This is a genomic window from Actinophytocola sp., assembly GCF_036002505.1.
Classification (GTDB): Bacteria; Actinomycetota; Actinomycetes; order Mycobacteriales; family Pseudonocardiaceae; genus DASYTH01.
On sequence record NZ_DASYTH010000179.1, the window covers coordinates 1 to 25,282 of the forward strand.

24 protein-coding genes and 1 tRNA gene are annotated in these 25,282 nt (G+C 71.4%); 17 read left to right on the plus strand and 8 right to left on the minus strand.

The annotated features are described in order from the left end of the window. Positions 1-83: 83 nt before the first annotated feature. Both VGR06_RS15065 and VGR06_RS15070 read right to left on the minus strand, forming a co-directional pair. On the minus strand, positions 84-770 hold the full coding sequence (locus VGR06_RS15065) for a carboxyl transferase domain-containing protein (RefSeq protein WP_327559693.1): 687 nt from the start codon (positions 768-770) through the stop codon (positions 84-86). Further along, positions 763-2,139, minus strand: coding sequence for an acyl-CoA synthetase (locus VGR06_RS15070; RefSeq protein WP_327559694.1), 1,377 nt, complete (start codon positions 2,137-2,139; stop codon positions 763-765). The genes VGR06_RS15065 and VGR06_RS15070 overlap by 8 nt, the downstream gene beginning before the upstream one ends. Before the next feature lie 36 nt (positions 2,140-2,175). On the opposite strand from VGR06_RS15070, the gene VGR06_RS15075 reads away from it, so the two are divergent. From VGR06_RS15075 to VGR06_RS15105, 7 genes are all read left to right on the plus strand, one after another. After that, positions 2,176-3,021, plus strand: a complete 846-nt coding sequence (locus VGR06_RS15075) for an SAM-dependent methyltransferase (RefSeq protein ID WP_327559695.1) — start codon at positions 2,176-2,178, stop codon at positions 3,019-3,021. 43 nt (positions 3,022-3,064) lie between these two features. Continuing rightward, complete coding sequence (gene tsaB, locus VGR06_RS15080) at positions 3,065-3,736, plus strand: tRNA (adenosine(37)-N6)-threonylcarbamoyltransferase complex dimerization subunit type 1 TsaB (protein ID WP_327559696.1); 672 nt, start codon at positions 3,065-3,067, stop codon at positions 3,734-3,736. Beyond that, entirely contained in the window at positions 3,736-4,203 is a 468-nt protein-coding gene (rimI, locus tag VGR06_RS15085) for a ribosomal protein S18-alanine N-acetyltransferase (protein ID WP_327559697.1), read from the plus strand. Before tsaB ends, rimI begins: the two co-directional genes overlap by 1 nt. Continuing rightward, the gene (gene tsaD / locus VGR06_RS15090; protein ID WP_327559698.1) at positions 4,200-5,243 is read left to right on the plus strand and encodes a tRNA (adenosine(37)-N6)-threonylcarbamoyltransferase complex transferase subunit TsaD; all 1,044 of its coding nucleotides are present in this window, start codon (positions 4,200-4,202) and stop codon (positions 5,241-5,243) included. Before rimI ends, tsaD begins: the two co-directional genes overlap by 4 nt. A gap of 64 nt (positions 5,244-5,307) precedes the next feature. Further along, entirely contained in the window at positions 5,308-5,817 is a 510-nt protein-coding gene (locus VGR06_RS15095) for a SigE family RNA polymerase sigma factor (RefSeq protein ID WP_327559699.1), read from the plus strand. A 169-nt stretch (positions 5,818-5,986) separates the two neighbouring features. Further along, on the plus strand, positions 5,987-7,279 hold the full coding sequence (locus VGR06_RS15100; RefSeq protein ID WP_327559700.1) for a hypothetical protein: 1,293 nt from the start codon (positions 5,987-5,989) through the stop codon (positions 7,277-7,279). Between the two features lie 304 nt (positions 7,280-7,583). Beyond that, positions 7,584-7,657: transfer RNA gene (locus tag VGR06_RS15105), tRNA-Arg, on the plus strand. A gap of 122 nt (positions 7,658-7,779) precedes the next feature. Here the strand turns inward: VGR06_RS15105 and VGR06_RS15110 are convergent. Then, positions 7,780-9,669 (minus strand): peptidoglycan recognition family protein, encoded by a 1,890-nt coding sequence (locus VGR06_RS15110; RefSeq protein ID WP_327559701.1) that lies wholly within the window; start codon positions 9,667-9,669, stop codon positions 7,780-7,782. Positions 9,670-9,774: 105 nt separating this feature from the next. Next, positions 9,775-10,254, minus strand: coding sequence for a hypothetical protein (locus tag VGR06_RS15115; protein WP_327559702.1), 480 nt, complete (start codon positions 10,252-10,254; stop codon positions 9,775-9,777). Positions 10,255-10,487: 233 nt separating this feature from the next. On the opposite strand from VGR06_RS15115, the gene groES reads away from it, so the two are divergent. Continuing rightward, complete coding sequence (gene groES / locus VGR06_RS15120) at positions 10,488-10,781, plus strand: co-chaperone GroES (RefSeq protein ID WP_326470870.1); 294 nt, start codon at positions 10,488-10,490, stop codon at positions 10,779-10,781. Positions 10,782-10,990: 209 nt separating this feature from the next. Beyond that, entirely contained in the window at positions 10,991-12,628 is a 1,638-nt protein-coding gene (groL, locus tag VGR06_RS15125; protein ID WP_327559703.1) for a chaperonin GroEL, read from the plus strand. A 66-nt stretch (positions 12,629-12,694) separates the two neighbouring features. Here the strand turns inward: groL and VGR06_RS15130 are convergent, their stop codons facing one another. Further along, positions 12,695-12,994 carry a WhiB family transcriptional regulator gene (locus VGR06_RS15130; protein ID WP_327559722.1) on the minus strand — a complete coding sequence of 100 codons (300 nt, stop codon included), beginning with the start codon at positions 12,992-12,994 and terminating at the stop codon, positions 12,695-12,697. A gap of 198 nt (positions 12,995-13,192) precedes the next feature. Between VGR06_RS15130 and VGR06_RS15135 the strand changes: the two genes are divergently transcribed. The 5 genes from VGR06_RS15135 to VGR06_RS15155 all read left to right on the plus strand — a co-directional run bounded on the left by VGR06_RS15135 (position 13,193) and on the right by VGR06_RS15155 (position 17,660). Continuing rightward, positions 13,193-14,188 (plus strand): MerR family transcriptional regulator, encoded by a 996-nt coding sequence (locus tag VGR06_RS15135; protein ID WP_327559704.1) that lies wholly within the window; start codon positions 13,193-13,195, stop codon positions 14,186-14,188. A gap of 89 nt (positions 14,189-14,277) precedes the next feature. Next, positions 14,278-15,105 carry a hypothetical protein gene (locus tag VGR06_RS15140; protein ID WP_327559705.1) on the plus strand — a complete coding sequence of 276 codons (828 nt, stop codon included), beginning with the start codon at positions 14,278-14,280 and terminating at the stop codon, positions 15,103-15,105. Between the two features lie 123 nt (positions 15,106-15,228). Further along, positions 15,229-15,825: a response regulator transcription factor gene (locus VGR06_RS15145; protein WP_326919115.1), complete on the plus strand. Its 597-nt coding sequence runs from the start codon at positions 15,229-15,231 to the stop codon at positions 15,823-15,825. A gap of 342 nt (positions 15,826-16,167) precedes the next feature. Then, positions 16,168-16,740, plus strand: coding sequence for a sigma-70 family RNA polymerase sigma factor (locus VGR06_RS15150; RefSeq protein WP_327559706.1), 573 nt, complete (start codon positions 16,168-16,170; stop codon positions 16,738-16,740). After that, on the plus strand, positions 16,740-17,660 hold the full coding sequence (locus tag VGR06_RS15155) for an anti-sigma-D factor RsdA (RefSeq protein ID WP_327559707.1): 921 nt from the start codon (positions 16,740-16,742) through the stop codon (positions 17,658-17,660). The genes VGR06_RS15150 and VGR06_RS15155 overlap by 1 nt, the downstream gene beginning before the upstream one ends. 12 nt (positions 17,661-17,672) lie before the next feature. Here the strand turns inward: VGR06_RS15155 and VGR06_RS15160 are convergent, their stop codons facing one another. Beyond that, positions 17,673-18,089: a DUF5319 domain-containing protein gene (locus VGR06_RS15160; protein ID WP_327559708.1), complete on the minus strand. Its 417-nt coding sequence runs from the start codon at positions 18,087-18,089 to the stop codon at positions 17,673-17,675. Between the two features lie 128 nt (positions 18,090-18,217). On the opposite strand from VGR06_RS15160, the gene guaB reads away from it, so the two are divergent. After that, positions 18,218-19,729, plus strand: a complete 1,512-nt coding sequence (gene guaB, locus VGR06_RS15165; protein WP_327559709.1) for an IMP dehydrogenase — start codon at positions 18,218-18,220, stop codon at positions 19,727-19,729. Positions 19,730-19,832: 103 nt separating this feature from the next. Here guaB and VGR06_RS15170 read toward each other — a convergent pair whose 3' ends face one another. Both VGR06_RS15170 and VGR06_RS15175 read right to left on the minus strand, forming a co-directional pair. Continuing rightward, positions 19,833-21,074: a GGDEF domain-containing protein gene (locus tag VGR06_RS15170; protein ID WP_327559710.1), complete on the minus strand. Its 1,242-nt coding sequence runs from the start codon at positions 21,072-21,074 to the stop codon at positions 19,833-19,835. 199 nt (positions 21,075-21,273) lie between these two features. Then, complete coding sequence (locus VGR06_RS15175; RefSeq protein ID WP_327559711.1) at positions 21,274-22,518, minus strand: MFS transporter; 1,245 nt, start codon at positions 22,516-22,518, stop codon at positions 21,274-21,276. A 192-nt stretch (positions 22,519-22,710) separates the two neighbouring features. Between VGR06_RS15175 and VGR06_RS15180 the strand changes: the two genes are divergently transcribed. Further along, positions 22,711-23,853 (plus strand): GuaB3 family IMP dehydrogenase-related protein, encoded by a 1,143-nt coding sequence (locus VGR06_RS15180; protein WP_327559712.1) that lies wholly within the window; start codon positions 22,711-22,713, stop codon positions 23,851-23,853. Between the two features lie 201 nt (positions 23,854-24,054). Further along, positions 24,055-25,074: a GNAT family protein gene (locus VGR06_RS15185; RefSeq protein WP_327559713.1), complete on the plus strand. Its 1,020-nt coding sequence runs from the start codon at positions 24,055-24,057 to the stop codon at positions 25,072-25,074. Positions 25,075-25,282 lie beyond the last annotated feature (208 nt).

Below are 25,282 nucleotides of genomic sequence, written 5' to 3' on the forward strand. Positions count from 1 at the left end.
CCCAGCATCTTCTCCACGCTCGGCTGGCCATAGGTCATGGATTGTGGACGTGGTCGTACCCGCATCCGGCCACGATAAGATGATCAAGCCGAATAGCTTCCACGACCCCAACCAACCTCATGTGCGAAACACGGGGCTAGCACCTCGCGCAGCGACGACCCGGCCACCACCTCGTCGACCTGGCCGGACGCCAGCTGGTCCTCGGCCGTGTACGCCGGATGCCCGGCGAGGTCCGGCGGCCGCACCCGGCTGCCGCCGAATCCCACCTGCGCACCCTCGACGCCGATGATCACGTCCGCACCCGCGCCCAGAGCGGCCCAGATCCCGCCGGTCGTCGGATTCCGCAGCACCGCGATGTGCGCGAAACCTTCGTTGTGACCCGTCCGGGCCCCCGCGATCCGCTGCAGCTGGCGCAGCGACCGCATGCCCTCCTGCATACGGCTACCGCCGGACGCGATCAGCGACACGACCGGAAGCTCGGCGATGGCCGCCCGGTGGAACGCCTCGCTGATCCGAAGCCCGGTCAGATCACCGATGGAGCCACCGAAGAATCGGAAGTCGAACGCGATGAGCACCGCCTCGCGGTCGCCGATCTTCCCCCGGCCGGAGACGACCGAGTCGAGCTCGCCGGTCCGCTCCCGCGCCCGAGCCAGCGAATCGCCGTATCCGGGCCAGCCCAGTGGCCCATCCGGCCGCCGCCGCGGCGGGTTGAAGTCGAACTCGGTGAACCCGCTCGCCACCGCGGCGATCACCGCACGAACGTCAGTCACCCAGCCCCCTCTTCAGGACCTTGCCCATCTCGTTGCGCGGCAACGCATCCAGGAAGTGCACCACGCGCGGGCGCTTGTGCGGCGCGAGCAGCCGGGCCACGTGGTCGGCCAGTTCCTTGGCACTCGGAGGTGAACCGGCCGGCACCACCCAGGCCACCACCCGCTCGCCCAGATCCTCGTCGGGCTGCCCGGTGACCGCCACCTCGGCCACCCCGGGATGCTCCAGCAGCGCGTTCTCGATCTCCCCGGCGCCGATCTTGTAGCCGCCGCTCTTGATCAGGTCGGTGGCCCGCCGGCCGACGATGCGCAGGTACCCGTCGGGGTCCCGGACGGCCATGTCGCCGGTGCGGAACCAGCCGTCCCGCAGCACCTCCGCGGTGGCGTCCGGCCGGTTCAGGTAGCCGAGGAACAGGTTCGGCCCGCGCACCTCGATCTCGCCGATCGCTCCGTCGCCGACCTCCGCGAACGAGTCGTCCACCAACCGCACCGCCACGCCGTCCAGCGGCGGCCCGACCGTCCCCGGCCGCCGCTCGCCGGACGCCCGGACTGCGGTGTTCATCAGCGTCTCGGTCATCCCGTACCGCTCGACCACCCGCTGCCCGGTCGCGGCCGCGATCCGGTTGTGGTCCACCGCCGGCAGCGCCGCCGATCCGGACACCAGCAGCCGCGCGCCACCCACCGCGGCGGCGAGCCCCATGTGCCGTTCGCAGTCCTCGGCCAGCCGGTGGTACATCGTCGGCACGCCGAACATCACGGTGGCCGGCCCGGCGAGCGCAGCGGCCACCGCCGCGGTGTCGAACCGCCCGAGGTGGCACACCGAACCACCGCGGCGCAGCGGCCCCAGCACGCCGACGATCAATCCGTGCACGTGGAACAGCGGCAGCGCGTGCACCACGACGTCGTCCGCGGTCCACTCCCAGGCGGCCGCCAGCGCGTCGAGGTTGCTCGCGATCGCCCGGCGCGGCAGCACGACGCCCTTGGGCGGCCCGGTGGTGCCCGAGGTGTAGACCACGAACGCAGGCGCCTCCCCGTCCGGTTCCGCAAATATGTCCACTGTGGACCCCGGAAGGTCGCCCTCGCCGAGCACCAGACCGGGCTGCGCGTCGCTCAGGATGTGCTGAAGCTCGCGCTCACCCAGCTTGGGGTTGAGCGGAACCACCGGCACCCCGGCGAGCAGCGCGCCGACCACCGCGACGCAGGTCTCCACGGTCGGGTACGCCCGCACCGCGACCCGCTCGTGCCCCCGGACCACCCCGGCGACCCGCCCGGCCGCCGCGGCCAGCTCCCGGTATGTCATGGTCCGCTCGCCGAAGCGCAGCGCCACCCGGTCGCCGCCGTCCAGCAGCGCCGGGAGCAGCGGTGCGGTCATGATCTCTCCTCTCGCCGAGGTCTCTATTCTCGACATGTGGAGATCAGTGGGGTGTCGCGCACCGCGATCGGGGTGGCGTGGCTGCGCGCCCAGGAGCGGCTGCGGCCGGACAAGCTCTTCGACGACCCGTACGCGGCCGACTTCGTGATGGGCGCCCGGGAGATGATGGCCGAGGCGGCGTCCCGGTCCGGCGAGCGCGGCCGCGCGGTCGGGGCGCTGTTCGGCAAGCACGTCGTGATCCGCACGAAGTTCTACGACGACTACCTGCTGTCCGCCTGCGCCGCGGGCTGCCGCCAGGTCGTGCTGGTCGCCGCCGGGCTGGACACCCGCGCGTTCCGGCTGGACTGGCCGGCCGGGGTGCGGCTGTTCGAGCTGGACCTGCCCGACCTGCTCGACTACAAGGAGAGGATCCTGGACGCGCGCGAGGCCGCCCCACGCTGTGAGCGCACCGTGCTCGCGGTGGACCTGCGCGAGGACTGGGCGGGACGGCTGGTCGAGGCCGGGCTGCGGCCCACCGAGCCCACCGCGTGGCTGATCGAGGGCCTGCTGGTCTACCTCGGCTACGAGGAGGCCGCCGGCCTGCTCACCGCGATCGGCTCGCTGTCGGCACCCGGCAGCCAGCTCTCCTGCGAGGACCGGAACAGCGCGAGCGAGTCGCTGGCGACCCGGGTCCGGGAGGCGCCGGAGCTGGCGGAGGTCGTCGCCCTGTGGAAGGGCGGGCTGGGCACGGACCTCGGCGACTGGCTGACCCGCGACGGTTGGCAGGTGCGGGGCCACAACGGAACCGCGCTCGCCGGCACCTACGGCCGGGCCGACGCCGAAGCCGCGTATGTCGGCTTCCTCACGGCGGTCCGCGACGGCTCCGCGGAGCGCACCTCGTAGGCTTACTGACGCTACGTCACCGAGCCAAGAATAGAACACAGCCGTGCTGGTACTTGCCGTCGACACCGCGACGCCCGCGATCACCGCGGGCGTGGTCGCCGTTTCGGAGTCGGCCCCGCCGCGGGTGCTCGCCGAGCGGGTCACGGTGGACGCCAAGGCCCACGGCGAGCTGCTCACCCCGCACGTGCTCGACGCGCTCTCCGCGGCCGGCGTCACACTGTCCGATGTGGACGCCCTGGTGTGTGGGATCGGCCCCGGCCCGTTCACCGGGCTGCGCGCCGGAATGGTGACCGCCGCGGCGCTCGGGCACAGCCTCGGCGTGCCGGTGTACCCGGTCTGCTCGCTGGACGCCATCGCCGTGGAGACCGGCGGGCCGGTGCTGGTGGTCACCGACGCGCGGCGCCGGGAGGTGTACTGGGCGGCCTACGACGGCGCCGGCGCGCGGGTGGCCGGACCGGAGGTGGAGCGGCCGGCCGAGCTCGCCGAACGGTTGCCCGCACTGGAGATCCGCCGGGCCGCGGGCTTCGGCGCCGCGCTGTACGCCGAGGTGCTGAGGCTCGAGGTCACCGGCCCGGAGCACCCGTCGCCGGCCGGTCTGGTGGCCGCCGCGGGTGACGCGGTGGTCCTCGGCGCGCCCGGCCCGCCGCTGACCCCGCTGTACCTGCGCCGCCCGGACGCGGTGGAGCCCACCGGGCGCAAGCGGGTGCTGCGCTGATGTTCCGGCTGGAACCGTTGCGGCGCAAGGATCTCGGCCGGTGCGCGGAGCTGGAGAAGATCCTGTTTCCCGGCGACGACCCGTGGCGCGAGAAGACGTTCCGCGCCGAGTTGGACGCCGGCAACTACTACATCGGGGCCTATGTGGACGGTGTACGCCTGATCGGCTACGCCGGCCTGTCACTGGTGGGGACAGGCCGGAGCAGTGAGGCCAACGTGCACACCCTCGGCGTGGATCCCGCCTGGCAGCGCCAAGGCGTCGGCCGCGCGCTGCTGAAGGCGTTGCTGGCCAGGGCGGATGAGGCCCACGCGCCGGTGTTCCTCGAGGTGCGCACGGACAACGAGGCGGCGATCGCGCTGTACGAGGGGCGCGGCTTCCAGCGGGTCGGCGTTCGCCGCAGGTACTACCAGCCGTCCGGCGCCGACGCCTACACGATGGTCCGGCCGGCCCGGGAGGAGACCGCGTGACAGTCGTACTCGGCATCGAGAGTTCCTGCGACGAGACCGGCGTCGGCATCGTCCGGCTCGGCTCGGACGGTGGCCTGGAGCTGCTCGCCGACGAGGTCGCGTCCAGTGTGGAGCAACACGCCCGGTTCGGCGGCGTGGTGCCGGAGGTGGCCAGCCGCGCGCACCTGGAAGCCATGATCCCCACCATGAAACGGGCGCTGGCCGGCGCCGGGATCGAGCTGTCCGATGTGGACGCCGTGGCGGTGACGTGCGGCCCCGGGCTGGCCGGCGCGCTGCTGGTCGGGGTGTCCGCGGCCAAGGCGTACGCGGCCGCGCTGAACGTGCCGCTGTACGGCGTCAACCACCTCGCCGGCCATGTCGCCGCGGACACGCTGCAGCACGGCGCCCTGCCCTCGCCGTGCCTGGCCCTGCTGGTCTCCGGCGGCCACACGCAGCTGCTCCGGGTGGACGACCTGGCCGGGAAGATCACCGAGATCGGCTCCACCATCGACGACGCCGCCGGCGAGGCCTACGACAAGGTGGCCCGTGTCCTCGGCCTGCCCTATCCCGGCGGCCCGCCCATCGACCAGGCCGCGGCCCGCGGCGACCGCTGCGCGATCGCGTTCCCGCGCGGCCTGACCGGTCCTCGCGACGCGAGGTACGACTTCTCCTTCTCCGGCTTGAAAACCGCGGTCGCCCGCTGGGTCGAGGCCCGCGAGCGCGACGGCGAGGAGGTCCCGCTGGACGACGTCGCGGCGTCCTTTCAGGAAGCCGTGGCGGACGTGCTCACCGCCAAGGCCATCCGCGCGGCCGACGACCTCGGCATCGGCACCATGGTCATCTCCGGCGGGGTCGCCGCCAACTCCCGCCTGTCCGCCCTCGCCGCCGAACGCTGCGCCGCCGCCGGCCTCGAGCTCCGCGTCCCGCGCCCCCGCCTGTGCACCGACAACGGCGCCATGATTGCCGCCCTCGGCGCCCACCTCGTCGCCGCCGGCACCACCTCCTCCGCCTTCGACCTCTCCGCGGACCCGGCGCTCCCCGTCGGCACCGTCTCGGTCTGAAAACTCGCCGGCAACCCCGGACGGGCACCACCCGTATTTGGGGGGTGAGGCGAAGGGAGTTCCCGTGCCCGACCGGGATCGCGAGTTCCATGCGTACTTCGAGGCGCGCGTGGCCGTGCTGCGGCGGACCGCCTACCTGCTGTGCGGTGACTGGCACCGTGCCGAGGATCTGGCGCAGACGGCCCTGGCCAAGCTGTACGTGGCGTGGCCGCGGATCCAGCGGGACGGCCAGGTGGACGCGTACGCCCGCAAGATCGTGGTGCGGGCGGCGATCGACGACTCGCGGCGCTGGTTCCGGCGCACCGAGACGGCGATGGGCGCGGTCCCGGACACCGTGCCGGCCGCCGCGCCGGGGGTGGACGACGCGATCGACGTGCGCCGCGCGCTCGCGGAGCTGCCGCCGGGGCAGCGGGCCGCGGTGATCCTGCGCTACTGGGAGGACCTGCCGGTCGCCGAGACCGCCGAGCTGCTCGGCTGCAGCGAGGGGACGGTGAAGAGCCAGGCGGCCAAGGGCCTGGCCACGCTGCGCCGGCTGCTCGCCGCCGGCCGCCCGGCACTGAGGGACCAGGCGTGAGCCCGCGAATGCCTGGCGAGGGAGTTGGCCCACCGCGATGAGGTGGGCCCGAGGAACTGGGGTCTGGGGGCTTGCCCCCGGTGGAACACGGTCTGCCCGAGGAGCGGTCCGGTGACCCACCAACCGAGGCGACCCAAGACATTGGCCATCTCCCGGGCAGGAGGACAGCATGACTGACGAGGTGCGCGACATGATCCGCAAGGCCCTGACCGGCGAACCACCGATCGGCATCGACTACGACGACGTCCGCAGCGAGGGCCGGCGCCGGCTGGCCCGCCGGCACGTGGTGATCACCACGAGCGCCGCGCTCGGCGTCGTGGCCGTGGTCGGTGCGGCGCTGACGGTGCGGGGGTTCGCGGCGGGCTCCGCCGGCGATGACCCGGCCGCCCCGGCGCCGTCCACCACCACGAGCACGACCGGGCCCGCGCCCGCCGGTTGCGTGGTACCCCGTCTGCAGGGCGGTTTCACCAGCCCGCCGAGTGGTTCGGCAGGCCCCGAGGAGCTGGCTGAGTCCGCCCGGCTGACCGAGGCGTTCGGTCGTTACGTCCTGCCGCTGCCGCCCGGCGTGACCGTGGTGCCGGCGAAACCGAAGCTCTGCGCCGTCGTCTCCGGCAGTTGGGGCACCGACTTCACGCTGCATGGCGCGACCGGCGACCGGAGCGTCTTCCTCGAGGTCCGCTCGAGGGCGGGCCAGCCGCCGGGGGAGTGCGTGCGGTTCGGTGGGCAGGTGAAGTGTGATGTGCGCGCGCTGCCCGATGGGGGCGTAGCCCGGATCAGCGACACGCCACCACCGCAGGCGAACCAGCCGGAGATCGTCATGGTGGACGCCTGGCGGGCGGACGGCACGGTGGTGCGGATCATGGAAACCGGCTCGGAGGCCGCCAAACCCGTCCAGCGCATCCTCAGCGACGACGCCATGGTCGCCATCGCCACCGCGCCGGAGCTGAAGGTCAACCTGGCCGGTGCACCGAGCCCACCGGCGCCGGTGGAACCGTCGGACCGCCGGGCGGCCGAGCTGACCGCGGCGCTGGCCAAGGAGTTCACGCTGCCCCGTGGCATGAGCGCGCGGAAGGTGCCGCAGGCGCGCGCCGAGGCGATGGCGTTCTTCGTCAGCCAGGGCGGCTACAAGCTCAACGCCGACCTGGTCGACGCCGCCGGCCAGGGCAACCTGTTCATCAACCTGAACCCGCCGGCCGGGGAGTCCTCCGTGGCGTGCGACAACACGCCGAACTGTCACGTGATCACGTTGCCGGACGGGCGAAAGGCCGCGCTGGCCCAGACCGACGACGGCATCACGACGCTCACGCTGAGCACCATCGCCGCGGACGGCACCCAGATCATGATGTGGTCGCGCAGCCAGTCCGCTAAAGCCGAGGGGACGAGCACGCGGACCCGCCCGCAGCCGCCGCTCGGGGTCGACGACCTGATCCGTATCGCCTCGGTCACGGGTTTGCGCTGGTAGCGAATTTCCGTTGCGCGACACGCCGAATTCCGCCATAGTGAATGTGTCGGGAACACATCAGGGAGAGTGCACGTGATTACCAACTGGCATCAGGGTTCGGCGCGGCGACGCGATATGTTCGCCGTTGCTGAATGGTGCTGGCTTGGTCAGCTGACCGGCTCCCCACCGTGACTTACGCGTGAGTCGCGCACGGGAGCCGCCCATCGGGGAACCGAACCGGGCGGCTCTCTCTATTTGGTATGTCCAATTGAGAAGAGAAGAAGGTGAAATGGATGGACCGCGAGCAGTAAGAATATTCATGACTGCCCCTGTAGCTCAGCAGGACAGAGCGCGGCGCTACGAACGCCGAGGCCCGAGGTTCGACTCCTCGTGGGGGCACCTCGGCACGGCGGGCCGACAAACGGCACCTCAGGGGACCGTGACGGCAGCCAGCCACAATCAACCCGACAACCGCACCATTCGCTGGAACGCAACCGCGTTAAAAATTCCGGAGAGGCGGGCTAGGACGGCCGTACCACGACGTCGTCGACGTTGACGAACATCACCCGGTGGCCGAACTGGATCTGGTAATAGCGCAGGTTTCCCCGGACCACGGTGTGGTTGGTGGCGTCGAACGTCACCGCCCAGTAGTACTCCGACGGCGCCACCAGACCGAGCGAATACCGCTGCCCGGCCGGCAACCGGTACTGCAGCGGGGTGACCGCCTGCGGGTTGATGCCCGGCGGATACGCGGCCGCCTCCGGGTACGCCCGCCCGTAGACCGGAATGCTCTCCAGCCCCGGTTTCGGCGTGACCACGAAACCGAACGAGCTCACTGCGGCGGGGTTGCTTCGCGGGTTGGGGAACCAGCCCTTCTGGCCGAGATACCAGATCGCCGTCCAGTCCCCGGCACGGTCGGCGACCGCGAACTGCTGGCCGGTTTCCACCCGGCTGCTGTGGTCGGAGATGTGCATGGTGCCGGGCGTGCTGTCCGGGTGCAGCCCGATGTCGGTCAACAGCGGCGAGTTCGCGTCCGGTTGGGTGTGCAGGATGACCGAGGTGGAGCCGCGTGCCGGGCAGGGCACGCCGGCCGCCGTGCACCCGGTGAACGCGGGCTGGTTGGTGGCGAAGTCCGGCCTGATCGTGACCATGCCGGTCGGCGCGTTGCCGAGTCCGCGGAAGGGCGCGCCCATCAGGTCGAAGTAGTGCGCCCAGTCCCAGTACGGGCCGGGATCCCAGTGCATGCCCGCAACCGTGGACGGCACCGTGCCGGGAACGTTGTCGTGGCCGAGGATGTGCGCGCGGTCGAGCGGGATTCCGTTCTGGTGCGCCAGGTACCGGACCAGCTTGGCGGACTGCCGGTACATCGCCTCGGTGTACCAGGTGCCCTGCGCGGCGAAGCCCTCATGTTCCAGCCCGATCGCCTTGGCGTTGACATACCAGTTGCCGGCGTGCCAGGCCACGTCCTTGCGCTGCACGTGCTGCGCGACGTGCCCGTCGGCCGAGCGCAGGGTGTACTGCCAGCTCACGTACGTGGGGTCCTGCACCAGCCGGATGGTGGTGTCGTAGCTGCCCTCGGTGTCGTGGATGACGATGTAGTCGACCTTCTGGCTGTCCGGGCGGTTGGCCAGGTCGTGGTTGCCGTAGTCGCCGGCGCCGAACTCCTCGTACGGCGCGGGAATCCACTGGCAGCCGAGGCCGGCCGGGCACTCGGTCTGCGGGTCGTTCGGCGCGCCGGGCCGGTGCCGGAGGTCGGTGCGGGCCGGCAACCGCACGTGCTGGCCGTCGTCGGTGATCCGCTCGGCGCCGGTGCGCAGCGTCGCGAACACCTCGTCGGCGAACGCGGTGGACTCCGTACCCGTCCCGCCGTACCGTGCCACGGCGCCGTACCAGTCGTCCGGGCCGCTGCCCGCAGCGCCGAGCTCTCGCTGGTACTGAGCCAGAAGCGCCGCACCACCGCGGATGTTCTGGGTCGGGTCGGCGCGCAGCACCGCACTGTCCACATGGGAAATCTCGGCGGCCCGCCCGAGCGTCCGCAGCGCCGGAGAGTCGACGTCGACCGGGTTCGCCCGCGGGGGAAGTTCCGGCCGGGCCTCGTCGCCCCGCGGATCCGCGCCCTGGTCGTGTTCGGTACCCGGCGGCGCCGCGGCCACGTCGGTGAGGTGCATCGGCCCGAACCCGGCGCTCACACTGGGTGTCCCGGCGTTGAAGTCCCACCGGGACTCCACAAAGGACACCGCGAGCAGCACGCTCTCCGGGACGCCGAACTCGGCCGCGGCCGCGGCGAACGCGTGCTGGCGCTGCGCGTCGGCGGGACCGGGATCGGCGGCCGCGCCCGGTGCGGCGACGGCCAGGCTGAAGGCGACCGCGGCGGTCAGCAGGGCGGTGGTCGGTCTGTGGGAACGCGGCATGACAGGTCTCCCGAGGCAGGCGTGGTGGACCATCGCCCACTCTGCTGCGCCCACCTCGGGTCGTCAATACCTACCCGCAAACAACCATATCTAGTTGGATACTGACTAATGACTGGTCGTCTGCTCGTTGTTGGCGTCGGCCGTCTTGTCCGCGCTCCCGGGCCGCCGCCAGTGCCGTCCCAGTCGGGATCCGGTCCTGGTCGTGGTGGTCTCCTCGGCGACCGGCGGGGCAGGTGCGACCGGCTCCGCGGTGGTCGTCGTCCCGTTCGCGGCCCGCTCCCGCTCCAACTGCCCGGCCAGCCGGTCCCGTTCCCGGGCCGCCGCCCGCGCTTCCCGGCGCACCGCCCGGTAGTCGGCCCGCGCCGCCCGGGCCCGCCGCCCGCTCGACACCACCATCCACAGTCCGAGGCAGAACACCAACGCCACCACGATCCCCGCCACAAACGCCTGCAGCGGGTTCACGCTCACCAGGTCCCGCCCGAACAGCACGATCATCTGCTCCGGCCCACCCGTCGCGTTGTACACCATGAGCAACACCGCCGCCGCCATGCTGGCAACCACCAGCAGCAAACCGAGGATCAGCATGTCCTCACCTCCCGCAATCCGCCCGTCACCGGGCCTGACCACCGGAGTTCCCCACCCGCACCTTGATCAACCCTGCACCGCCGCCAACCCCGGTTGAAGGGCTAGCACTCGGATAGGTAGAGTGCCAGATGTACGGCGCCAGACACCGCCCCGGCACCCGCGACGGCGGGGTGGCAGGAGCCGTCGCGAGACAGTACCTGCCAACGCTTTCGACGACCGTGGAGGTCACACCGGTGAGCGTGAACATCAAGCCGCTCGAGGACAAGATCCTCGTCCAGGCGAACGAGGCGGAGGCCACCACGGCTTCCGGTCTTGTTATCCCGGACACCGCCAAGGAGAAGCCCCAGGAGGGGAAGGTCCTGGCTGTCGGCCCTGGCCGAATCGACGACAACGGCAACCGCGTCCCGCTGGACGTGAGCGTCGGCGACGTCGTGATCTACTCCAAGTACGGCGGTACCGAGGTGAAGTACGACGGTGAGGACTACCTGATCCTCTCCGCCCGTGACGTACTGGCCGTCATCAACTGACGCCTGTCACCGCAAGACGCCCCGGCGGCCCCAATTCCGGGGCCACCGGGGCGTTTCGCTTCGCGTCAACGAGCGGGCCGGTGGTGTCTGGACTGACGAGCAGCGCAGGGAGCGAGGAACGAGCGACCGAGCAGCGCAGGAAGGAAGACACCACCTTCGGGCCCGCTCACGCGAGCGGAGCGAGCCAATCCAACACTGGAGGTTGAGAATTGCCCAAGCAGATTAGTTTCGACGAGGACGCTCGTCGGGCGCTCGAGCGGGGGGTGAACAAGCTCGCCGACACGGTCCGGGTGACGCTCGGGCCGCGCGGCCGGCATGTTGTGCTCGCCAAGAAGTTCGGTGGGCCGACCGTCACCATCGACGGCGTCACTGTCGCGCGCGAGATCGAGCTGGACGACCCGTTCGAGAACCTGGGCGCGCAGTTCGCCAAGAACGTCGCCACCAAGACCAACGACGTCGCCGGTGACGGCACCACGACCGCGACCGTGCTGGCCCAGGCCATGGTCCGGGTCGGCATGCGCAACGTGGCCGCCGGCGCCAACCCGACCGCGCTCGGCGCCGGCATCCAGGCCGCGGCGGACGCCGTGGTGGCCGCGCTCAAGGCGAAGGCCACGCCGGTCAAGGGCCGGGACAACATCGCCCAGGTCGGCACCGTCGCCTCCCGTGACCCCAGCATCGGCGCGCTGCTCGGCGAGGCCATCGAGAAGGTCGGCGAGGACGGCGTGATCACCGTCGAGGAGTCCTCGACCCTGGCCACCGAGCTGGTGATCACCGAGGGTGTGCAGTTCGACAAGGGCTTCGTGTCCGCGCACTTCGCCACCGACCCGGAGAACCAGGAGGCGGTGCTCGAGGACGCGCATATCCTGCTGTACCGGGAGAAGATCGCGGCAATCGCCGACCTGCTGCCACTGCTGGAGAAGGTGGCCGGCACCGGCAAGCCGCTGCTGATCGTGGCCGAAGACGTCGAGGGCGAGGCACTGTCCACGCTGGTGGTCAACGCCCTGCGCAAGACACTCAAGGCGGTCGCGGTCAAGGCGCCGTACTTCGGTGACCGCCGCAAGGCGTTCCTGGACGATCTCGGTGTGGTCACCGGGGCCAGCGTGGTATCCACCGAGATCGGCATCAAGCTTTCCGAGGCCGGCCTGGAAGTACTCGGCTCCGCGCGCCGCGTCGTGGTCACCAAGGACGACACCACCATTGTGGACGGTGCCGGTTCACGCTCCGATGTGGACGTCCGGATCGAGCAGATCCGCAAGGAGATCGAGACCACCGACTCCGACTGGGACCGGGAGAAGCTGCAGGAGCGGCTGGCCAAGCTGGCCGGCGGCATCGCGGTGATCAGGGTCGGTGCGGCCACTGAGACCGAGCTGGCCGAGCGCAAGCACCGAATCGAGGACGCGGTGTCGGCCACCAAGGCCGCGGTCGAGGAAGGCATCGTGCCGGGCGGCGGGTCGTCCCTGGTGCATGTTGCCAAGGAGCTGGAAGGCGGCCTGGGGCTGATTGGGGACGAGGCCACCGGCGTGGCGATCGTCCGGGACGCGCTGTCCGCCCCGTTGCAGTGGATCGCGGCCAACGCCGGCTTCGAGGGCCCGGTCGTGGTGCAAAAGGTTCGTGAGCTGAGCTGGGGCCACGGCTTCAACGCGGCCACGCTCCGCTACGGCAGCCTGGTCGACGCCGGCGTGGTGGACCCGGTGAAGGTCACCCGCTCCGCGGTGACCAACGCCGCGTCGATCGCCCGGATGGTGCTCACCACCGAGAGCTCCGTGGTGGAGAAGAAGGCGGAGGAGCCGGGAGCCGGCGCGGGTCACGGCCATGGGCACGGCCACGGCCACGGGCCTGGTTTCTGATCCTGAAACGACGAATGCCGCACCCGGTCAGCCGATCAGGTGCGGCATTCACCGCAAGAGGTGACGTCAGGTAGTCACAGCGAGCGTGCGCTTCTCCATCTTGATGATGGCTTCGCGCTCGGACTCGGACAGGCCGCCCCAGATCCCGTACGGCTCGTGCACGGCGAGCGCGTGGCGACGGCACATGTCCAGGACCGGGCAGGCCTGGCAGATGGCCTTCGCCCGGGCTTCGCGGCGGGCCCGGGCCGGGCCGCGCTCCCCGTCCGGGTGGAAGAAGAACGCGCTGTCCATGCCACGGCAGGAGCCCTCGAGCTGCCAGTCCCACACGTCCGCGTTGGGCCCTGGAAGCCTGCGGGTATCCGCCATCGTGACCGCCTCCTCGTCGGTACAGCCGTAACGCCGATACTCCATTCGGTGCAGCACCAACGCTAGAACCGCGCCAATACTTGTTCAAGAGTGATCGACTCATTAGCTGCGGAATTCAGCCGTTCGGCATCACTCGGTAGACGCAGCGTGGTCGTTGGTCCAGTTGCCGGGCACTGCGTGTCACCCGACGATGGGGGTGTGGCGACGAAGTCCGAACCCGCGATCGATGGCCACGACCTCATGCGCGAACCAACTCTCCCGGTCGCCGCGGTCGCCCGCCGGCTCGGCATCGCGCCGGCGACCCTGCGCACCTGGGACCGCAGGTACGGGATCGGCCCGAGTGGACACACCACCGGCCGGCACCGCCGCTACGCCCCGGCCGACATCGCCCGGCTGGAGATGATGCAGCGGGCGCTGCTGCGCGGCGCCACCCCCGCGGAGGCGGCCGAGTACGCACTGCGGGCCACCCCCGAACCGGGCGTGGCGCCGGCCGGCAGCGCCGATGACCTCGAGGCGGAGCTGGCGTCGCTGATCGGCGGTGCGGTGACCGGCCGTCCGGGGGGCGGGAGCGTGCTGCGGTTGCCCGGCCGCTCGCCGGCCGCCCGCGGGCTGGGCCGGGCGGCGCTGGCCATGGACGCCACGGCCGCCCAGCAGCTGATCACCGACGCGATCGCCGAGCAGGGCGTGATTCCGGTCTGGGACACGGTGATCCGCCCGGTGCTGGCCGCGGTGGCCGCCCGGTGGGAGCACTCCGGCGAGTACGTCGAGGTCGAGCACCTGCTGCACGAGTGCGCGTTGGCCGCCGTGATCGGCGCGACCCCGCTGGTGTCCGCGCCCCGCAACCCCCGCCCGGTGCTGCTCTGCTGCGTCCCCGACGAACGCCACAGCCTGCCGCTCTACGTGCTGCGCGCCGCCCTCGCCGCCCGCGGCCTCGGCACCCAGCTGCTCGGCGCCGCGCTGCCGGCCGACGCCCTGGCCGCCGCCGTCCGCCGCACCGCCCCCGCCGCCGTGGCGCTCTGGGCCCAACTCCCGCGCCACGCCTCGGCCCCGGTCTTCGACCACATCCCCAAAACCCGCCAGCCCATCCGCCTCTTCGCCGCCGGCCCCGGCTGGCACACCACAGACCTCCCCACCCGCGTCGAACGCCTCGACGATCTCCCCGCCGCCGTCGACCGCCTCGAATCCCTCCTCTAACCCCGCGAGTCCCCGGTTCCAGCACGCGAGTCCCCGGTTCCAGCACATGAGTTCGGGGTTCGGGCGTGTGAGTCGTACGCTGCGGCACCGTGATCAACCTGTACCGGGCCGCGTTCGGGGACCGGCCGGACACGGTGATCACGACCGTGCCCGCCGGCCCTGAGGACCGCTGGCTCGCCGCCGTGACACTCGGCGGCCAGGGTCGCTACGCCGCCGCCGCGACCCTGCTGCGGCCGGTGATCACCGGCGCCGAGCCCGTTCTCGGCGCGCTCGCCGCCGCCACCCTCGCCGCGCACCGGCGCCAGCTCGGCGGGCACGCGGCCGCCCGCGACCTCGACCGGCTGGCGTACCGGCGGCTCGCCGGCCACGACGCCCCGCACGCCTGGTCCGACGTGCTGCTGGGGCTCGCCGCCGACGCGCTCGGCCTGGGTCGGATCCCCGAGGCCCGGCGGTTCGCCCACCGGGCCCAGCAACTCGGCGACACCGGCTGGCGCGGCGCGATCCGGCTTGGCTGGGTGTCGGCCGAGATCGAGTTGGGCGCGGGCCGTCCGGAGCACGCCGTGCCGCATGCCGAGCAGGCCGCCGAGCGAGCCGCCAACGCCGGCTCCGCGCGGCACCAGGTCAAGTCCGGGCTGGTGCTGGGGGCGGCGCTGGCCGTGCGCGGACTGGACGCCGACCGGGCGAGGGCTCGACAGCTCCTGGACACGGTGCGCCGCCGGGCTTCCCGGCTCGGTTTGCTTTCGCTATTGTGGCCGTGCCGCCTACTTCTCGCCGGCCTGGAGCCGGCGAACGCTCACACACACCACCGTGCGGCCGCCTACGCCGTGCACGGTGTGTTATGTCGCGCGGACCCGGACGGTCGCCGGATCGCCCGCGCTTCGCCGTGGGTACCGGATCTTGCTGGTCTGACCGGGTGAATACGGCCGCTAGGACAACCGGGCGAACTTCTTCGCAGATTTACCACCAGATCGGGTCAAGGTTGCGCGCTCTGCGTCCGATAGGTGAGTTGGAACGTCACTCGGCTGCAGGAAGGAGTCCCCGTGACGACGGTCTTGATCTGCGACGACCGACGCGGGGTACGCGAGGGCCTTACTCGTGTCATGTCCGCTGTCCCCGGCGTCAGTCGCATCGACTGTGTAGCGCACGGTGACGAGCTGCTCGCCCGATACTCCAGAGCTCCGGTCGACGTGGTGCTGGTCGGCACGCAGCGCGCGGTGCCCACCGGCGTGGAGGCCACCCGCCGGTTGGTGTCGGCGAACCCGCAGGCCAACGTGATCGTGTTCGGTGCGCCGGACGACGCCAGCAGCATCGCCGCGGCGATCGCCGGCGGCGCCCGCGGCTACCTGCGCTGGGACGCCTCCCGGCCGGAGCTGGTCGCGGCCCTGGCACACACCCTGGCCAGCACCTCGGTGCCGGCGCCCCGGCAGCCCAGCGACCCCGGTGTCCAGCTCACCGACCGGGAGCTGCAGGTGCTCCGCGGGATGGCGATGGGCAAGAGCAACGGGCAGATCGGCCGGGAGCTCTACCTGTCGGAGGACACCGTCAAGACGCACGCCCGCCGGCTCTTCCGCAAACTCGGCGTGCGCGACCGTGCGCAGGCCGTAGCGCACGGCTTCCGCCGCGGCCTCGTCTCATAACGTCCGAACCGAAACTCTGGGAGACGTGTGCTCGCGGAATGCGCGAGCCCAGTCGTTTCGGGTGTTTTCTGGGGGTGCAACCCCCCAGACCCCGCCCGGGGGCGAGCCCCCGGACCTCCAACGGGGGTTGACTGCGCGCCTTCGCCGCGTTCCGTGCACAATCGGCAGCGGACGCGGCGTTCGCCGTGCCCACGACCCGGGGCCTGGGCAGGTGACGGACGCTCCATGGCGGAACTTATCGCCCGAGGTACGGTAGACGTCGCCGTAGCGGTGGGACCGCGGTTCCAGACGGTGACGGCGGACGAACCGTACCGACTCGTAACACCGAGGCTGCTCGCTGCGATGACCACATCGGGGGACGGACTGGACGCTTCCGTAAGCGCCGCCGTCGAGGGTGATCCTCGGGCAGTTGAGCGCGTGCTCGCGTCCATCCGGCCCTTGGTGGTGCGGTATTGCCGCGCCCGAGTAGGCAGGCAGGAACGAAACTTCGCTTCGGCGGACGACGTGGCCCAGGAGGTGTGTCTCGCGGTGCTGACGGCACTGCCTAGCTACCGCGACCAAGGTCGGCCATTTCTTGCTTTTGTGTACGGCATCGCCGCGCACAAGGTCGCTGACGCGCATCGGGCGGCCGGACGTAACCGATCGGAGCCCGTGGCCGACGTTCCTGATGAACCGGAGACGGAGGCCGGTCCGGAGCAGCGGGCCCTGCGGCAGGAGCTCACTCAGCAGATGAGCGAATTGCTTCAGGTCCTTCCCGATAAGCAGCGAGAGATCGTATTGTTACGTGTGGTAGTCGGCCTTTCCGCGGAGGAGACGGCCGAGGCGGTCGGCTCCACGCCCGGAGCGGTCCGGGTGGCCCAGCACCGGGCGCTGGCGCGGTTGCGGAAGAGTTTGTCGGCGGAGGAGGTGGTCTGATGGCGGAAGTGCCGGAGCGTGAGTTGACGGGTGACATCGAGTCCCTCTTGCGGATCACACGGCCCCTCGACCCTCCCGATGACGACGACGCCATCGACTTCTCCCTGGTGCACGCCGACGACGCGTTCCTGGACGCGCTGGGGGCCGCGCAGCCCGCCCCGGAGAGCACCTTCGCCGACGACCGGCTGGCCGCGCTGCTGCTGTCCTGGCGGGAGGACGTGGACGCCGAGCCGATCGGCAACCTGGTCGAGCCGAAGCTCGCGGTGGCCACCGTGCAGGCGGCCAGAGCCCGGCAGCGGCGCGGGCCGAGGCTGCTCGCCCCGCTGGCCGCTGCTGCCGCGGTGCTCGCGATCGCCTTCGCCGGTATCGGACTCGCTGCGCAGAACGCCCAGCCGGGCGACACGCTGTGGGGTCTGGCCCGGGTGCTCTACGCCGATCACGCCCGTTCGGTCGAGGCGGCCCAGGCGGTCCGTTCGGATCTGAACCGGGCCGAGGAGGCGCTGGCCAAGGGCAAGCTGGCCGAGGCGAAATCCATGCTCGATGAGGCCCGGCACACGCTGCCGACGGTGGCCAACGAGGACGGCAAGAGCGACCTGCAGGCCCAGCACCAGGCGCTGGTCGACAAGCTCCCGGACAACCCGGCGGTCGGGGCCTCGCCCCCGCCGGCCGCGTCGCCGTCCACCGTGCCGGGCACCGACACCACGGTCGCCAACACCAGCACGCAGGACCCGAGCACCACGAACCCGCCGCCGACCACCACGACCACCACCACCGAACCGCCGGTGACCACGACCACCGAGTCGGGCGGCGGCCGGGTGGAGACCACCGCGACGGCGCCGGCCACCGCGCCGGCCGCCAAGGAGGGCAACCCGGCGGGCGACCCGGCCGCGGGCGCCAACCCGGCGGCGACCTCGCCTTAACGGGCTGGCCGGTCAGGAGCCGCCGGCGCGCCGGGTGGAGTGCGGCAGGCGGGCCAGCGTCCCGTCGGCGAACCCCTTGCAGTACTCCCAGCTCACGTAGTCGGCCGGGTTGGGGTCGAAGGCCGGCTCGTGCGGGCGCATCAGCCCGTCCCGCAGCAGCTGCTCCAGGCTGGCCCGCAGCAGCGCCCAGTCGTGGTAGTGCGGGTCCTGGCACTCGGCGCAGTCCACCACCACCCCGCGGACCCCGCGCGGCGCCAGCAGGGTCTCGTACACCGCGAGGTCGGCGAGGTCGGCCAGCAGCTCGGTGCGCTCGTCCGCGCTGATCGGCTGGACCTGCTCATCGGGCGGCTCGCCGAGCACCGACGACGGGTCGACCGGGTCGTCGGCGAAGGGGTCCGGCGGCAGGCCGTCGTGCGAATCGTTCGACACGACCACGCACGGTACCCGCCGTGGTCTGGGGCGTGTCCAGATACCATGGGAAGTACCGTTCACCTCTCTCCCCAACGCCAGCGAAAACCCCGCGTCGGCGGCACCCCGAGGAAGGTCTGCCACACATCATGACCAGCGAGCTCACCGCTGCTGAGGTCCCGGAGAAGTTCGCCATGCTGGGCCTCACCTTCGACGACGTGCTGCTGCTGCCGGCGGAATCCGACGTGGTGCCGAGCGCGGTGGACACCAGCACCCGGCTGTCCCGCAACATCACCCTGCGCGTCCCCCTGGCCTCGGCGGCCATGGACACGGTGACCGAGGCGCGGATGGCGATCGCGATGGCGCGCCAGGGCGGCATCGGCATCCTGCAGCGCAACCTGTCCATCGAGGAGCAGGCCCGGCAGGCGGAGACCGTCAAGCGGTCCGAGGCCGGCATGGTCACCGACCCGATCACCTGCTCGCCCACGGACACGCTGGCCGACGTGGACGCGCTGTGCGCGCGCTACCGGATCTCCGGGGTGCCGGTGACGGACGCGGAGTCGGCGCTCGTGGGGATCATCACCAACCGGGACATGCGGTTCGAGGTCGACCACACCAAGCTGGTCAGCGACGTGATGACGAAGGGGCCGCTGGTCACCGCGCAGGTGGGCGTGTCGGCGGACGCCGCGCTCGGGCTGCTGCGCCGGCACAAGGTGGAGAAGCTGCCGATCGTGGACGGGGCGGGCAAGCTGCGCGGCCTGATCACGGTGAAGGACTTCGTCAAGACCGAGCAGTTCCCCAACGCCACCAAGGACCCCGACGGGCGGCTGCTGTGCGGCGCGGCCGTCGGGGTGGGCGACGACGCCTACAAGCGCGCCATGGCCCTGGTGGACGCCGGTGTGGACGTGCTGATGGTGGACACCGCGCACGGGCACTCGCGGGGCGTGCTGGGCATGGTCTCGCTGCTCAAGCGGGAGCTGGGCGACACCGTCGACGTGGTCGGCGGCAACGTGGCCACCCGGGCCGGTGCGCAGGCCCTGGTGGACGCCGGCGCGGACGGGGTGAAGGTGGGGGTGGGCCCGGGCTCGATCTGCACCACCAGGGTGGTGGCCGGGGTCGGCGTCCCGCAGATCACCGCGATCTACTCGGCGGCACAGGCCTGCCAGCCGGCCGGGGTGCCGGTGATCGGCGACGGCGGCATCCAGTACTCCGGCGACATCGCCAAGGCGATCGCCGCCGGCGCGGACGCGGTGATGCTGGGCAGCCTGCTGGCCGGCACCGCGGAGTCGCCGGGTGAGCTGATCCTGCACGGCGGCAAGCAGTACAAGATCTACCGGGGCATGGGCTCGATTGGGGCCATGCAGTCCCGCGGCGAGGCCAAGTCCTACTCCAAGGACCGCTACTTCCAGGACGACGTGCTCTCCGAGGACAAGCTCGTGCCGGAGGGCATCGAGGGCCGCATCCCGTTCCGCGGTCCGCTCGCCCAGGTGGTCCACCAGCTCGTCGGCGGGCTGCGCTCCGGCATGGGCTACACCGGGTCACGCACGATCGCCAACCTTCAGCGTGCGCAGTTGGTCCGAATTACCGCCGCGGGTCTGAAAGAGAGCCACCCGCACGACATCACGATGACCGTCGAGGCCCCCAATTACACGAGTCGTTGAGGCCATTCAGCGCAAGGCTCGGCAACAATCGGTTACCGATCACTAACAGTGATCAACTTTGGCCACAAATTGTAACCGGAATTGTGAATCGTCGACCAAATGGTCAGAGATTGGCACCCACGCTGACGACGGTGTTGCGACCATCGTTTTTGGCTTTGTAGAGCGCGGTGTCCGCGGCCAGGAGCAGGCGGTCGACGACCGTGCCGGAGTCCGGGCAGACGGCCACCCCGATCGAGACCGACAGGCCGGAGATGGTCGCCACCTGATGATCTTCGATGGCGACCTCCACCTCGAGCTTGGTCACCGCGGCGCGGATCCGCTCGGCGATGGCGATGGCCTGGTGCTCGGTGATGTCCGGCAGCAGCACGGCGAACTCCTCGCCACCGAACCGGCCGACCACGTCATAGTCCCGGACCTCGGCCCGCAGCAGGTTGCCGACCGCCTTGAGCACCGAGTCGCCGGCCAGGTGCCCGTGGGTGTCGTTGACCCGCTTGAAGTGGTCGAGGTCGACCATGAGCACACCGCAGGCCGACTGCGAGCGCTGCGCCCTGGCCAGCTCCCGGGAGGCCAGGTCGCGCCAGCCGAACGCGTTGAACAGGCCGGTCTTCTCGTCGGTCGCAGCGGCCACCTCGAGCTGTTTGAGCAGCACGTTGCGGTGCATCATGACCAGCGGCGGCAGCACCAGCAGCACCAGCACCGGCTGGTAGGCCAGGGCCAGCGCGACCAGCCCGCCGAGGCAGAGCGTGACCAGCTCGAGCGCGTTGTCGCTCCAGGTGCCGAACAGGTCGGTGATCGACCGCTCGCGCGTGTACAGCGTGATGCTGGTGACCGCGAGCAACAGGTTGACCAGCTCGAACACCGCCGCGGCGAGCAGCACGATGAGGGTGCCCTGCGCGGTCGCCGGCCGCGCCTCGGTCAGCACGCCGAGCCCGCTGACCTGCACCGCGTACGACGCCGCCCAGCAGGACAGCACGCTGGCCGCGGTGCTGGCCACCACGCGGTGCGCCGGGCGGCTGCGCACGTGCCGCCAGACCCGCAGCCACAGATGCAGGTACAGCAGCACGGCCAGCACCGACACCCAGCCCGGGGTGAGCAGCGCCGCGCCCGCGACGTACCACACCGAGGTCACGTTGATGTGCGACTGGCCCGCCATCCACCGGCGGACCCGTTCGATGTGCCGGGACATCTCGCCCTGCCCGACGCCGAGCGCCAGCAGGACCAGAAACCACTGGATGTCGGCCCGCATGACCGGGCGGCTGAACAGATCCGCGAGCATCAGCACGGCCGCGGAGGTGTCGCAGAGGAGACCGAATGCGAGCCACCGCGGCCGAGTGGACGACCACATGATCCACCGGGTCGGCCATAAGAGTGGTCTGGCTACCCTATGGGCGATGGCGCCGGCGTGGCTCATAATGGTCCTGTCGTACTCGTCTCCTTTTGCCAAGGGTATCTGTCGCGCCACGGGCTGTCAGTCAGATGGGCGGGTGTGGCATGCTTACCCGGCTAGCGGAGGTGAATCCCCGATGCGTACGCGTGAACTGTAGTTACTCGGTGTCCGTAGTGGCATACCAGCGGTCAGGTTCGGCGGCAAAAGTCCGCCGCCAGGCCAGTGCCGCGGGTATGGCAATCACAAGTCCAATGACACCCACAATCCCCACCGTGCGGGCTGTACCGATTCCGTCGGCCAGCAACCCCGCCAGCAGCGGGCTGAGCCCCTGGATCGTTGCCACGCCCGACTGCGACAGACCGAGTGCCTGAGCCCGGCTGGCGTCGGGCACACCCCGGGTGAACGACGCGGACGACTGCATGAGGACGGCCGTGCCGAGCGCTCCGGCCAGTGCGAACAGCACCACGGAGACCACCAGCCCGGGCGCCAGGAACACCGGCAGCAGGGGCACCGCGCTCGCCACCGCGAGCGGGCCCAGCACCTTCGGCCGAACCTTGGGCGAGACCCACCGGCTGAACACCAGCGCGCCGACCACGCTGCCCAGTGGATCACTGGCCAGGATCAGTCCAACCGCGACCGGTCCGCCGCCGATCTCCGCGGTGTAGGGCGCCGCCAGTCCTTCGTAGACGATCAGGAACGCGGTCAGCCAGCCGAGCAGCAGCAGCACCCGCAGGCCACGGTCCCGCCAGATGAGCCGCGCCCCGGCGCCGGCCGAGGAGAAGAACGGCGGCCGGTCCGCCTTGCTCGCCGCGGCGGGCCTCGCCTGCAGGCCGAGCCGGACGAACAGCCCCGAAGCCAGGAACGTCGCCGCGTCCAGGACCAGGCCCACGTTCGGGTTGATCGCCGCGATCAACACGCCGCCACCGGCGAAGCCGATCATCTGCGCGGTCTGCATGGTGATGTTGCGGATGCCCAGGCCCACCACGTACAGGTCGCCGGGGAGCACCGTGGGCAGCAGCGCGAGCTGGGCGGCCTTGAACGGGGCCTGCAGGAACGACACCCCGGCCACCAGCGCGCAGATCAGCGCGAACGGCACGCCCGGCACGGCCACCAGGCCGATCAGCAGCGCGCGCAGCACGTCGGAGACGACCATGACCTCGCGGCGGGGGAACCGGTCGGCCAGGCCCGACAGGAAGATCCCGCCGAGGAACGCCGGCGCCAGGGTGAGCGCGTAGGTGAGACCGGTCAGCGCCGCCGAGTCGGTGCGCTGGAACACCAGGACCGCCAGCGCGACCCTGGCCAGCTGGTCACCGGCCTGCGAGAGCGCCTCCGCGGCCCACATGGCGCGGAACTCGGCGACGGCGAAGACCGATCTGAAGGTGACGTGCGTCCCCCGTCCCAATAGAAGCTCCCTTGACCCGGCTGCCCTCACGTCCGGGAGCTTCCGCTTCCGGAGCAGCTCACGGTAGCCGATTGCCCACGAGAGGTGCTGCCCGCCAAACGGCCGGTCTCGACCATGACGGAGAGACCGGAAGCTGAGGAAGAACCGGCTCACGGTGAGGATAGGCTCGCGCCGACCGGAGAGGGGACTGACATGCGTGATCTGGTCGAGATCGGCATGGGTCGCACGGCCCGCCGAGGGTTCGGGCTGGACGAGGTGGCGATCGTGCCCTCGCGGCGGACCCGCTCCTCCAAGGACGTCTCCACGGCGTGGCAGATCGACGCGTACCGGTTCGACATCCCGCTGATCACGCACCCGACCGACGCGATCGTCTCGCCGGCCACCGCGGTCGCCGTCGGCGGGCTCGGCGGGCTGGGTGTGATCAACGCCGAGGGGCTCTGGGCGCGGCACCCCGACGTGAACGAGGCGCTGGCCCGGCTGATCGGCGCCGCCCGGACCGAGGATCAGTTCGACGACGGGCAGCTCGTCGGGTTGCTGCAGGAGCTGCACGCGGCACCGATCCGGCTGGACCTGATCACCGAGGCGATCAAGCAGGTGAGCGCGGCCGGGGTGACCGTCGCGGCCCGGGTCAGCCCGCAGCGCGCCGCCGAGCTCACCCCGGACCTGCTGGCCGCCGGCGTGGAGATTCTGGTGCTGCAGGGCACGATCGTGTCCGCCGAGCACGTGGCGCGGGACCGGGAGCCGTTGAACCTCAAGAGCTTCATCGCCGAGCTGGACGTTCCGGTGATCGCCGGCGGGGTGCACGACTACCGCACCGCCATGCACCTGATGCGCACCGGGGCGGCCGGCGTGATCGTCGGCTACGGCCACAGCCGGGACGTGACCACGACGGACGACGTGCTGGGCATCGGGGTGCCGATGGCCACCGCCATCGTGGACGCCGCCGCGGCCCGCCGGGACTACCTGGACGAGACGGGCGGGCGCTACGTCCACGTGATCGCCGACGGCGGCATCGAGGTGAGCGGGGAGATCGCCAAGGCGATCGCGTGCGGGGCGGACGCGGTGATGCTCGGCGCGCCGCTGGCCGCCGCCGCGGAGGCACCCGGGCGGGGGCTGTACTGGACCGCGGCCGCCGCGCACCCGTCGCTGCCGCGCAGCCGGGTGGACATCGTGGTCGAGGAGCCGCGTACGGACCTGCGCACGTTGCTTTTCGGGCCGTCCAGCGCCGCCGACGGCGCGGTCAACCTGTTCGGCGCGCTGCGCCGGGCGATGGCGAAGACGGGCTATTCGGACGTCAAGGAGTTCCAGAAGGTCGGCCTGACGGTGCGGGCATGAGCGAGCTTGCGAGCGAATCAATGTCACAGGGCGACCGCGAGCGGCTCGACCGAGCCTGCGAGGGGGAGCTGTGAGCGGGCCGGTGGTGTCTGGACTGACGGGCAGCGCAGGGAGCGAGGAACGAGCGACCGGGCAGCGCAGGAAGGAAGACACCATCTTTGGGCCCGCTCGCGCGAGCGGAGCGAGCCAATGGAGCACGGCATGAGCCCCCGGAAGGTGGTCGCCGAGCGGGCCGGGGTGGCGCTCGTCGAGTTGCTCGAGGGGGACCAGGAGTGGCTGAACGAGCGGGGTGACGGGGCGTTCGAGTCGGACCCGGACGACCGGGAACCGTTGCAGCGCTTGACCGTGTACCGGCTCGGGGTGGCCGACGCGGGGTCCGGCGAGTTGGTGGGCAGCGTCAGCTGGCACGCCGAGGGGTACGGGCCCACCGTCACCTGCGCGGCCTGGAACATCGGGATCGCGCTGCTGCCGGCGGCGCGCGGGCGCGGCATCGGATCAGGCGCGCAGCGGATGCTGGCCGAGTACCTGTTCGCCACCACCGAGGTGGACCGGATCGAGGCCAGCACCGAAGTGATCAACATGGCGGAGCGGCGGGCGCTGACCCGGGCCGGGTTCCGGGCCGAAGGGGTCATCCGCGGCGCCGCCATGCGCGGCGGTGTCCGGCGTGACTACCTGGGTTTCGCGCTGCTCCGCTCAGACCTCCGCCCGGCCTCCGACGAGCGGGTGATCGTCGCCGCGCGCGACGGAGTCGGCTTGGCCGAGCCGTTTCCCGGCGACGTGGACCAGGTGTTCAAGGCCAGCGCGAGCGAGTTCGACCAAGATGAGGACCGCCGCCCGCGGCCGATGCTGGCCCCGGTTCCGAGCCACCACCTGATCGTGCTCGACACCACGACCGGCGCCATGCTCGGCGGCGTCAGCTGGCACGCCGTCGACTACGGCGGAACCCTCGGCGCGGCGGCCTGGAACATCGGGATCGGTCTGGTCCCCGAGGCCCGCGGCCGCGGCGTGGGAACCCTGGCGCAGCGGCTGCTCATGGAGCACCTGTTCGCCACCACCGAACTCGACCGCGTCGAGGCGTCCACCGACGTGGCGAACGTGGCCGAGCAGCGGTCCCTGGAGAAGGCCGGCTTCCGCCGCGAGGGCGTGCTCCGCGGCACCCAGGTCCGCGGCGGCATCCGCCGCGACCTCGTGCAGTACGGCATCCTCCGCAGCGATCTCTAGGTTGGTGAGCGGCAGTTGGCGGGGCGGTGGCGGGCTCGTCTGCGGGTTGGGTTGGGTGGCGGGGCGGCGGTTTCGGCGTGGCTGAGTCCAAAGAAGGCTGGGGACGAGGTGGGGACCTGGGCCGGTCTTTCGGGTACGTCTTGGCGGGGTGGGCCTGGCGAGGGTGGCTGATCTTGTCCGGTGTGCGGTTTGGCGGGCCGAGAAGAAG